This window comes from Pseudomonas sp. Pseusp97, from assembly GCF_047304025.1.
In the GTDB taxonomy this organism is placed as follows: domain Bacteria; phylum Pseudomonadota; class Gammaproteobacteria; order Pseudomonadales; family Pseudomonadaceae; genus Pseudomonas.
In genome coordinates, this window is the sequence record NZ_JBGLYK010000054.1 from 18,205 (window position 1) to 28,891 (window position 10,687).

Genomic DNA, 10,687 nt, shown 5'->3' on the forward strand with positions numbered 1-10,687 from the left:
TGAAGCGCGAGGGCTGACGGGGTGTCTGGAATGTCGAAGAGTGAGCTTCAGGCACTTTCGTTGAAAGCCGAAGAGGACGGTTTGACGCTGAATGATCTTTCTACTATTTGCGAGGAGTCTGGTGCTGCGCCGCAAGACTTGCTGAATGAGCTATCCGTCTGGGTTGCGGAAAACTATCTACGGGAAACTTTGGATTTCGATTTCTGCGACGGGGTCATGAACGGAATCTTTAATGCCTTAGTCGAAGTCGGCATGACCAGCGAGCTACCTCAACCCGCTTTCTCGCTATATCAAGCGTTCGATCAAGGCGAGTGGATTCGCAGTAGTGATTCACCGGAGATTGATCCCGGTGAGAAATATACAAGACCCATAGTTCTCGAAATAATGCGTGCCCTTAAAGATAAGGTCTCTTGAATCGGCTTTTTACTTCCAGGTTCGGAGCACGTCCGGATCGAACGTCCGCGCCTGGATGATGACTGCCGCCCAGCCTCCGTGCTCTGTTTCCCACGCATCTGTGCAGGAAGCGCCGGCGAAGGAGAGTGGGGCAACGGCTCGGCTGCTGTTGGTCGTGGCGTACGGGCCCTGGAGAAGGGGAGAGCGGGGCTTGAAGGTGTTGGTTCCCTTGCTCAAGGTGGCGCACTAGACTGCGCCTCTGGATCGCTCGGGAACAGATCGGCACTGGCCGTCTCGATCACGCGAAGCGCGTCTTAGATGCACTGCTCGAGGGAGTTCGAGTGAGCCAGTGACCCAGTTGAATTGCTTCTGTGACTGCTACCGACCCATTGCGGACATAGATGCATGACGAGGCTAGTCAAGAAGCGTCAGTCCAGATTTACTCTCTGAGCCAGACGGCCATCCTCTAATTGTTTCTATGCTCCAGAAGGGAAACTGTTCTGTTGCAAAGGACGCGCGCTCCATGAATACCTATTGCCCCACCTTTTGGCCGAACGGCCCTGCGGTTGACCACAGCGATCCGATGGTCGAGCTCAATGACCTTCTGCCTGCTATCGGCAGCACCACGTCTGCTTGCTTCGACAGATATGACCGACCAACTGTTGGGGAGACCGTGCGGCTTCTCTGGATCCCTCCTGTATCTGACATCAATGGCTGGAGTGAGCAGCCATCTGAGGTATCACTGAGCTACTTGTTGACGGCAATTGTTGTCAGTGATGCGTCCGAGGTAGATCCATCACACAGCAGTTCGAGTCTCATTCTTCGAGGTAAATACAGGTATGACCTCAGGATACTGTCTCGGGAGCGCCTGTTGTCTGCGCTAAAAGCTACTCATCTAGACTCCAGCTCCTGGCGCCTGCCGGTAATTGTCAGTGACCGAGGCGTCACTCAGCTCTGGGATGATGTGCTCTGGTGCGGCAAGGCAAGCGTGGAAGGATTGATCTATCTGGCTGCAACTACTCGCAGCGAGGCGTTTATGGAGATGCTATTGGATCAAGAAGGTGATGAGCTCATTGGACTGTTCTCTTTGCACGTCAGTCCTGGTGGAGCCGACTGCTCACTGGGTAGGCAGCGCCTTACATCTGTTGAGCAGAGGGTGTTTCGACGAGCAATGGATAGGGCTCAGCTACTCGTGGATTCGCAGGCGCCTTACATCATGACTGGAGCTTAAAGAACAGCGTTTCCTGCTGGTGTATGCATGTCCGCTTCTGGCCGATTGCTGCGCCTGGCGAGAAGCCGCGACCGACCCACATCTGCCGTCATGCAAAAGCGCCAGTCCCAGCACCAGCAACTGATGACCGAAGCACAACTTGGAACAGGCTAATCTACCTGTCACAAGCGTTGGCGTTTGGAAGGGCTATATTTCACCCACTCATCCTCAACTGCGACACGAAGGAAGGCTTGCCAGGCGAAGGCAGGCGAGGTGACTCCATGGGCTGTCCCCAGGTCTGCAGCGGCGCGACGCTGCAATGCAGTTTCGGTGTTGCTCCGTCGGTGCTCAACGTACTGCCGGTCAATTGCACCCTTGCCGGCGGTATGCCGGCAGCCAACCTGCAGGATCACATCCCTCTGCTGAATATCTTGCCCTTCGGCATGTGCACCAGCCCAGCCAATCCGACGGTGGCCGCCGCTACTGCAGCCGCCCTCGGTGTACTGACGCCAATGCCCTGTATACCGGCCACCGCCGCGCCGTGGATACCGGGCGGTCCGCCCACGATGCTGCTGGGCGGCATGCCGGCGCTGGATGCCAATGGAACGCTAATGTGCACCTGGGGCGGGGCGATCAAGGTTGTGTTTCCCGGCCAGGTGCAGATGCTGATTCCCTGATTCTGATCAGGCCTCGCTGGCCTCGCCACGGTTGCCCAGCCACCAGCGCAGTCGCGAAATGGGTTTGCCGTTTTCGTCCAGCGGGCGACCATCCTCGGCATAGGCGCGCGGCTGATCCAGGGGCGCACCTTTAACATAGCGCGCCTCCTGCGCCAGTTGGCCGTTGCCGTGGTAGCGGCGGAACGGGCCCTCCTGCACACCCTCGCGGTAGAAAGCCTGCTCGGCAAGCGTGCCATCGGCGAGATAGCTACAGGCCTCGCCGTGCATCAGCCCGTCGCGGTAACCCACCTTGCGCTGCAGCCAGCCTTCGGCCGCAAAGAAGCGCGCCTCGCCCTGCAGGCGTCCCCGTACGAAGGGCAACTGTGCACTGACCTGGCCGTTGGGGTGATAGAGCGTGCTGGTGCCATGCAGTTCGCCGTCGCGGTAGTCCAGGCTGGCCTGCGGGCACCCGCGCTCGCTGATACGCAGCGGGCCTTCCAGAGCGCCGTCCTGCAGGCGGCCCTGCAAGGTGCTGTCGCCGCGCTTGAGGTCGAGGGTTCCGTTATTGGCCACGTAGCTGTCCTCAGTTGACCTTCACCAGGCCGCCCTTGAGGGTCAGCATGCCGCCGCCGTCCACCGTCTGCTCGGCGGCGGCTTTGTTGGTAAGGCTGACGCCAGCGTCGTTGGTCAGGGTGGTGCCGGCCTTGTTGGTGAGCGAGGTGCCGGCCTGGTTGGTCAGGGTCGTGCCTGCCTTGCTGGTCACAGAAGTGCCGGCCTGGGCGGCGAGATCGGCGTCGGTCTTCAGCGTCAGGCTGCCGCCACTCTGCAGGGTGAGGGTGCCGCTGACCTTGATGGTCAGGTTGCCGTCCACGGTGAGCTCGAAGTTGCCGCTGACCTGGTGGCTGTAGTTGCCGCCGGTGCTGTGGGTCTGGTCGGCGCCGACCTTCACGGTGCGCGTGTCCTTCACGTCCAGCGTGTCGCTGCCGGTCTGGATGGTGACGCTGCGCTTGCCCTTTTCCAGGGTGATGGTTTCGTCGCCTTCCTTCACCGTACGGGTGCGGGCGTTCTGCACCGTGAGCGTCTCGTCGTGGCCGATGGTGGCGGTGCTGTCGTTAAGCACGTTCACCTTCATGTCCTTCTGCGCCTGCAGGAAGACTTCCTCGGCGTCCTTCTTGTCCTCGAAGCGCAGCTCGTTGAAGCCGCCGCCACCCTTGGAGGAATTGGTCTTGATGCCGGATTGCGTCTGGTTGTCCGGCAGCGCGTAAGGCAGGGCGTGGTCGCCGTTGTACACGCAGCCGGTGACCAGCGGACGGTCCGGGTCGCCGTCGATGAAGGTGACGATAACCTCCTGGCCAATGCGCGGGATGAACTGCATGCCGAAGCCCTTGCCGCTCCAGGGCAGCACCACGCGCACCCAGCAGGACGAGGCCTCGTCGTTCTTGCCGTCGAGGTCCCAGGGGAACTGGATCTTGATCCGGCCGTACTGGTCGGTCCAGATTTCCTCGCCGGCCTTGCCCACCACCTTGGCGGTCTGGGTGTGCATGCGCGGCTTGGGCGTGACGCGGGGAGGGCGGTAGGCGATGGCCTTGGGGATGGCCTCGAAGCGGTTGCGGTAGTGATCGTGGTCGGCCTCGTGGGTCACCGAGGTCAGCACCCAGTCGATATTCAGCGAGGCGTCGTCATGCCCGGTCAGGGTGAACCAGTGCCCCGGTACCAGCCAGCGGCAGTCGCTCTCGCCGATCAGCCGCTTCTCCTGGCTGCGCAGGCCGTCCACGCGCTGCTTGGTCAGCGCATCGCCCCGCGCCTTGGCGGTGTAGCCGCCGGGGTGCTCATACTGCGCGCGTGGCACTGCTTCCGCCTGCGCCTGGGAATAGAGCGACGTGGTGGGTGTGGTGAACTCGTAGTCAGTGGCGCTGTAGGTCCCGGCCACCGCCTGCAGGCAGTACTGCGCCGAGCGAATGCCATGCAGTTCGCGCACGCCGATCTCCTGGCCTAGGTACGGCACCTTTGGCCCGTTGGGGATGGGGGGGAAGGCGTCGTTGCTGTCCGCCAGCACCAGGGTGTGCTTGCCCTCTTCGTGGGTGAAGAACCAGAAGATGCCGTCCTCCTCCAGCAGCCGCGAGACGAAGGCGAAATCGCTTTCACCGTACTGCACGCAGTATTCGCGGGGCTCGTAGCTGCCGGTCAGCGACAGCTTGAAGTCGGTGAAGCCGTGGGCCTTGAAAATCGTCGTGACGATGTCGCTGGTGGCGAGGTTCTGGAACACGCGGTTGTTGCTGGCCAGGGTCAGCCACCAGAGCCAGGGGCGCAGGACGAGCTGATAACGGTCGGCGGTGGCGTCGGCGGGCAACTGGTGGATTTCGGCGCATAGCCCATCGCTCGGGCGCAATTGATCGTCGTTATGCAGGGTGGCGGTTACATGACTGGCCAGCGCATCGGCCAGGGGCAGGGTGCTGGCGCTGTACCCGCGCAGGATGAAGCTGCCCAGACTATTTAGGGCTTGCTCCCCTGACAGGCTCTCCGGGTACAGCTCCGCCAGGGAGGGGGCCGTGACGGAGAGGGTGGTCCTGGTGTCTATCGGGCGGGCCATGGGTCGAGACGTCCGGTGAGTTATTGCCGGTTTCCATTACTACAGCAGGTCATATCGCTCGCGCGTTTTTTGAGCATTGACGCGGTAAAGCATTTCCAGCAGTTCTTCAGAGGGGATTACGTCGTTACCCGATATGATTTTAAAGGCACCGGATACGCCATTCTTAACCTCTACCAGCGTGTGGCTCTGGCCACTTCTGGCAATATGCAGTTTCTCGTTGAGCGAAGGGGGGAGAACCAGTTCGGAAGTCTGTATCGAGTTCTTGATATAGCGAGTGGCCCGATCACTCAATATGTTTATGAGATAAGGGCCGGCCAAGTAGGAATGGCAGAGATCTGTCATTCCGCCTTCGGAGAAGTGCTGGAAGAAGTACTCCCTGCTTTTCAGGTATGCGGCCAGATTGTTCAGAGCAATCACCACGTTGCAGGAGGTGCCGGATGTTCCTGCGTTGATCGCGACGCCTATCTCCAGCGCGATCCGGCTTCCCGGATCATTGGTCAGCAATACTCCGCCGCGCGTCGTGGGGTGGGTACGAATCGGCTTTTCCGTGCTGCCGCCAATGATCAGGTCGCGATTAGCGTCCACTCGGGATATCAATAATTGCGGTATTCTGTTTGCCCCAGAATAGGTCGTGAATATGCACTTTTGGGTGAAATCAAGAATTTCCACGCAGGCGTAGAGTTCGTGGACGGGATTGGTGAAGACGACTTCCTTGCCTTCCATTATCGATTGCAGGGCAGCCAGGGTCCAGGGTGAAAGTTCGTCGCTAAATTGCTCTACGCTTTCAGAGTTGACGGTGATCAGCGCTTTCTTCCTGTTTTTTCGCTTGAGAGTCAGGTCCCTGAAGAACGTTCGGAGCCCTCCGTCAAATAGCAGTTTCTTGGCCATTTGAAATTCATAATTGATTTGTGTCTGCGGGCTTATTATTTCAGCGCTGCTGATGTTGGCGATGATACGGTCACTTTCTATGTAGCGATCGTGGGCGAAGAGAAAGCTGCGCATTTCGTCGTGGGAGCCGAACTGATAGTTCTGGTTGTAGGCGCTCACCACCGGAGAGCCATAGGGATAGAAACGCTGCCCAATCCATTCGCCGTCGACGGGCTCCCCCCTGACCATGCAGATTCCGCGACGTTGCTGGCCGCCTGCGGGAGTACGGGTGAATCTTGATGCGTAACGGGGACCCCTTCTTGCGAGCGTGGATAGCATATTCGTTCCTGTTTCATCGGGTTGCAGGAGAGCGGCGCGACCATCCGCTGCGTCGCGATTGGGTATGGGCCATGCGGGTCATGGGAGGTTTCATAGCTTGGCCATCTTCTGCGTGGCGACGCTGGAGGACGGCAGCGCCCCGTCGGCCATGAACTCGATGGCACTGTGGTACATGGTCGAAGGCTCACAGGCGATACCGGCAACTTCAAACTCTCTGGCAGCCGTCATCACACCGTACATCCTGTGTATGGGTGTGGCGGTATGGGGGTATTTGATGCACCAGTACGCGAAGATGCCGTAGGCGAATGCCTGTATTTCCTCTACGGAGGCTTTTGCCTTCTGGGCAACCAATAGCATGAGGTGCGTCGTGTAGGAGGGGGCTGCCCAGATGGGCACGGTCGCCCAGCGCGCGCGGGATGTCCAATAAAAGTCTTCATTGGGCGTGCTGACGTTGATGCGCATGTTGTCCTTGGTGATGCGCCCATGGTCCATGGGCTCTTCACTCCAGTGCAGTACCTTTTTGAAGGACATGGTGATGTCATACAAGAACGGTACCAGCACGTCCGTGGACATTGCACTGTAACTTTTAACCCACTGTGCCCAGGTCAAGTCTGGATGCAGGTCTGCGTAATTGCCGTGTACCAATGCATCGCGATTCTCTGACGGGAAGGTGGATTCGGCGTATTCATTGATCTTGCTGGTGACTGCCTTTAGCAAGGTTTCAATCTTCTGCGAGCCGAGGACCAGATGCGCGACAAAGATTTCCTGAGTCAGAGTAGGCTTGGATAGATATTCGCCGTACAAGGCGAGGGTCAGGTCTATATAGTTGTTGTAGTAGCGCCATTCAGCCCGAATGCCATATTTGGCGCGCTCGTCCATTCCTTCCTTCTTCATTCGGCCGTAAATATCTTTTTGCGCCTTGTCGAATTCGCTGCAGAGGGTCCATTGGAAAAACAGGGCCAGCATGGGGCGTAATGCGGACTTTTCGATGTCCAGCCGCAGAAATACTGTGATCAGATTGCGCGCTACGGCCGCGCTGTTGCTGTCGTCGAAGAGGTAATAGGCGCTGTCATTGTTCTTCGGGTTTTCTCCGCAGCAGGCTGCATACAAAATATTTCCATCGGAACCCTTGTGCATGAATAACATGGATCGAACCTCCTGAAGTCTTGCCACCCGTCATTCCAACACCCACTCCGCCAACTTTCCCGTCACTTCCGCCATCAACACATTCTCGATATCCCGTGCGCCCGCCGAACTGCACTTGGCGAGTACCGCTTTCACAATTACCGGATCGAAATCGAACTGTTTGCCTGTGGCCGCCTTGTAGCGCTCGCGCAGCTTCTCCAGCTTGGCGACGACGATGCCTTCCAGCGTCGCCTCCTCCAGCGGTCGGTAGGGCACCACTGTCATGCGGGCAAGGAATGCGGCGCGGAAGGCTTGCAGCAGGACCTTGCGCAGGCGTTCGTCGAAGACGGGCGTGGCGATCTGTTCGGGCGGGGTGTCCAGCAGCAGTTCGGCGCCGACGTTGCTGGTGGCGAGGATCACGGTGTTCTTGAAGTCCACCACCAGGCCGGTGCCGTCCTCCATCACGCCTTTGTCGAAGACGTTGTAGAAGGCTTCCAGCACGTCCGGGTGGGCCTTTTCGATTTCGTCCAGCAGCACCACCGAGTAGGGCCGGCGGCGCACGGCTTCGGTGAGCACGCCGCCGGTGCCGTAGCCGACGTAGCCGGGCGGGGCGCCCTTGAGCTGGCTGACGGTATGGGCTTCCTGGTACTCGGAAAGGTTGATGCTGATGAGGTTGCGCTCACCGCCGTAGAGGGCGTCGGCCAGGGCGTAGGCGGTCTCGGTCTTGCCCACGCCGGTGGGGCCGAGCAGGAGGAACACGCCGACCGGCTTGGCCGGATCGGTGAGTCCGGCGCGGTAGGCCTGGATGCGTTGGGCGATGGTGCCCAGCGCGGCTTCCTGGCCCATCACCCGCTGGCCCATGCGCTGCGCCAGGGTGCGGATGGCGTGGGCTTCGTCGGCGAGCATCTTGCCCACCGGGATGCCGGTCCAGCCGGCGATTACTGCGGCGACGGTCTTCGAGTCGACCTGCTCGGGCACCAGCGGATCGTCCTCGCGGATGGCGTCGAGGCCGGCTTCCAGGCGTGCGAGTTCGGCGGCCAGGTGGTCGATGCGGCCGTCGAGTTCTTCATCGGGTTTGGCGGCATCGGCGCTTTCGCTCAGGGTCAGCAGTTCGCGCCTCGATTGCAGCAGTTCACGCACCGCCTCGCGCTCTTCACTCCAGCGTTTTTCCAGGGCGCGGATGGCGGCTAGGTTGCCCACCGACTCCTGCTCCAGGGCGGTGATGCGGGTGCTGTGATCCAGGCCGGTGGCCTGCTCGCGGCGCAGGCGTTGCAGCTCTTCCTCCACCGCCAGTTCGCGGTGGCGCAGGTTTTCCAGGGCCGGCGGCACGTCGTGCTGGGCCAGGGCGACGCGGGCGCAGGCGGTGTCCAGCACGCTGATGGCCTTGTCCGGCAACTGGCGGCCGGAGATGTAGCGGTGCGACAGTTTGACCGCGTCCTGGATGGCCACGTCCAGTACCTGCACGCCGTGGTGCTGTTCGAGTTTGGCGGCGACACCGCGCAGCATGTCGACGGCGGTAGCCTCGTCGGGCTCCTCGACCTGCACCAGCTGGAAGCGCCGGGCCAGCGCCGGGTCCTTCTCGAAGTACTTCTTGTATTCGAGCCAGGTGGTGGCGGCCAGGGTGCGCAGCTCGCCACGGGCCAGCGCCGGCTTGAGCAGGTTGGCGGCGTCGCTGCCGCCTTCCGCGCCGCCGGCGCCGATCAGGGTGTGGGCCTCGTCGATGAACAGGATGATCGGCTGCTCGCTGCTGCGCACCGCGTCGATCACGCCTTTCAGGCGCTGTTCGAACTCGCCCTTGATCCCGGCGCCGGCCTGCAGCAATCCGAGGTCGACTACGCGCAGGATCACCCCTTGTAGGGGCGGCGGCACTTCTCCGGCGGCGATGCGCAGGGCCAGGCCTTCCACCACGGCGGTCTTGCCGACACCGGGGGCGCCGACCAGGATCGGGTTGTTCTGCCGGCGGCGCAGGAGGATGTCCACGCATTGGCGGATCTCGCCGTCACGCCCGACTATGGGGTCGATGCGCCCGGCGTGGGCGTCGGCGGTGATGTCCTGGGTGTACTGGTCGAGCACACTGTCCTGGACTGGTGCGCTGTTGGGTGCGGCCTTGGCCGGGGTGCGTGCGCCGGGGGGCTGCTCGCGGGAGCCTTCGGTCCACTCCAGGAGTTTCTCCCGCAGCGTCTCGTGGGGAATGCGCAGCAGCGACGAGGCGCTGTTGAGCAGCAGTGCGCGGCGCTCCTCGCGGTCGAGCAGGGCGAGCAGGAGCAGCCCGGAGCGGATCGCCGGCTGGCCGAGCACGCTGGCTTGCACCACCGCATCCTCCAGCAGGCCGATGGTTTGCGGCGACAGCGCCGGGGTACGCGTGCTGCCGATGCGGAATAGCTCCAGCGCGGTGTTGATCTCGCCCACCAGTTGGTCGCGCTCGAGGCCGAAGCGTGGCAGCAGCCGGGCGAGATCGCCACCGTCGATGTCCAGCAGTTCCAGCAGCAGATGTTCGATCTCGACGTAGTGGTGGGTGCGTTGTAGGCAGCGTTGTGCGGCGCGCTCCAGGGCGCGGCGGGATTCCGGGTTGAGGCGGCCGATCAGGCTGGCGAGGTCCATCAGGGCATCTCCGCGTGGCGCAGGGTCAGGTCGATGGGTTGCACGGCGCCGCCGCTGCGGCGCAGGCCGGTGTTCCAGTTCAGTCTCGGGCCATTGCCACGTCCCATGGCCAGCGGCCCGCTGGCGCGCACCAGCAGACGTAGCCGGCAGTCGAGGTCGGGGCCGAAGTACAACGCGCAGAGGTGGGCCAACAGCGGATAGGCGATGCCGTCCGGGAAGAAGTGCCGAGCCGCGGCTTCGTCCAGCGGGCCGAGGCGCAGATGGAAACCAGCGTGTTCGTCCCACACACGGGTGCCGGCGATGGCGTCACGGCCAAGGCCCAGGTTGGCGCCCCCGCGTTGCAGCACGCTGCGGCGGGCCAGGGGAATCTCGCGCCAGGCGCCGGCATAGGCTTCGCACTCGGCGGGGAGGCCGAATTGCTCGCGGAGCATGGCGGCGAAGCCGGCCAGCGAGCGGCGACTGCCGGAGAAGTGTGCGCTGCGGGCGAGCACGCTGGCATCGGGCAGCGCACCGCGCTCATGCAGGCCTGCTGGCAGCAGGCCCACCAGGGCACGCAACGGGCGGCGCAGGGGCGCGGCGGCAGGGGGCTGGAAGCCCACGGCCAGCCGGTGCTTGCGCAATACCCGATAGAGCAGGCTGAGCAGGCGATGCTGGAACAGGTCGAGGAATTCAGCGGGCGCGTGGTCCTTTTGTCGCGCCCGTTGTTGCAGCCATTCCTGGTAGGCGTAGGGCAGGGCGCCATCTGCCCCGCCCAGGCCGAAGATGGAGGTGCTCAGCAGCGGCCGGCCGTCCTCGTCTTCCAGGGCGTCGATCTGGCTGGGGGCGAATACTGGCGTCAGCGGGCCGCGCAGGCGCAGCGCTTCGAGTGGCTGCAGGCCCTGCTGCTGCTCGAGCACGAGCGGCCCC

9 protein-coding genes are annotated in these 10,687 nt (G+C 62.1%); 3 read left to right on the forward strand and 6 right to left on the reverse strand.

Annotated elements, in window-relative coordinates:
* The first annotated feature begins 30 nt into the window (after positions 1-30).
* The 3 genes from ACCC94_RS12030 to ACCC94_RS12040 all read left to right on the forward strand — a co-directional run bounded on the left by ACCC94_RS12030 (position 31) and on the right by ACCC94_RS12040 (position 2,280).
* Positions 31-414: a hypothetical protein gene (locus ACCC94_RS12030; RefSeq protein WP_413349688.1), complete on the forward strand. Its 384-nt coding sequence runs from the start codon at positions 31-33 to the stop codon at positions 412-414.
* 502 nt (positions 415-916) lie between these two features.
* Entirely contained in the window at positions 917-1,624 is a 708-nt protein-coding gene (locus ACCC94_RS12035; RefSeq protein ID WP_413349690.1) for a hypothetical protein, read from the forward strand.
* 260 nt (positions 1,625-1,884) lie between these two features.
* Positions 1,885-2,280, forward strand: a complete 396-nt coding sequence (locus tag ACCC94_RS12040; protein ID WP_413349692.1) for a DUF4280 domain-containing protein — start codon at positions 1,885-1,887, stop codon at positions 2,278-2,280.
* A gap of 6 nt (positions 2,281-2,286) precedes the next feature.
* Here ACCC94_RS12040 and ACCC94_RS12045 read toward each other — a convergent pair whose 3' ends face one another.
* The 6 genes from ACCC94_RS12045 to tssG all read right to left on the reverse strand — a co-directional run.
* Positions 2,287-2,832: a toxin-antitoxin system YwqK family antitoxin gene (locus ACCC94_RS12045; RefSeq protein ID WP_413349694.1), complete on the reverse strand. Its 546-nt coding sequence runs from the start codon at positions 2,830-2,832 to the stop codon at positions 2,287-2,289.
* A gap of 10 nt (positions 2,833-2,842) precedes the next feature.
* A complete protein-coding gene (gene tssI / locus ACCC94_RS12050) occupies positions 2,843-4,849 on the reverse strand; it encodes a type VI secretion system tip protein TssI/VgrG (protein ID WP_413349695.1) in 2,007 nt (668 codons plus the stop codon).
* A 39-nt stretch (positions 4,850-4,888) separates the two neighbouring features.
* The gene (locus ACCC94_RS12055; protein WP_413349696.1) at positions 4,889-6,055 is read right to left on the reverse strand and encodes a hypothetical protein; all 1,167 of its coding nucleotides are present in this window, start codon (positions 6,053-6,055) and stop codon (positions 4,889-4,891) included.
* 90 nt (positions 6,056-6,145) lie between these two features.
* Positions 6,146-7,201 (reverse strand): hypothetical protein, encoded by a 1,056-nt coding sequence (locus ACCC94_RS12060; protein WP_413349697.1) that lies wholly within the window; start codon positions 7,199-7,201, stop codon positions 6,146-6,148.
* 30 nt (positions 7,202-7,231) lie between these two features.
* Positions 7,232-9,781 carry a type VI secretion system ATPase TssH gene (tssH, locus tag ACCC94_RS12065; protein ID WP_413349698.1) on the reverse strand — a complete coding sequence of 850 codons (2,550 nt, stop codon included), beginning with the start codon at positions 9,779-9,781 and terminating at the stop codon, positions 7,232-7,234.
* The coding region (gene tssG / locus ACCC94_RS12070; RefSeq protein WP_413349699.1) for a type VI secretion system baseplate subunit TssG at positions 9,781-10,687 on the reverse strand (907 nt) is incomplete at its 5' end. The genes tssG and tssH, both read right to left, overlap by 1 nt.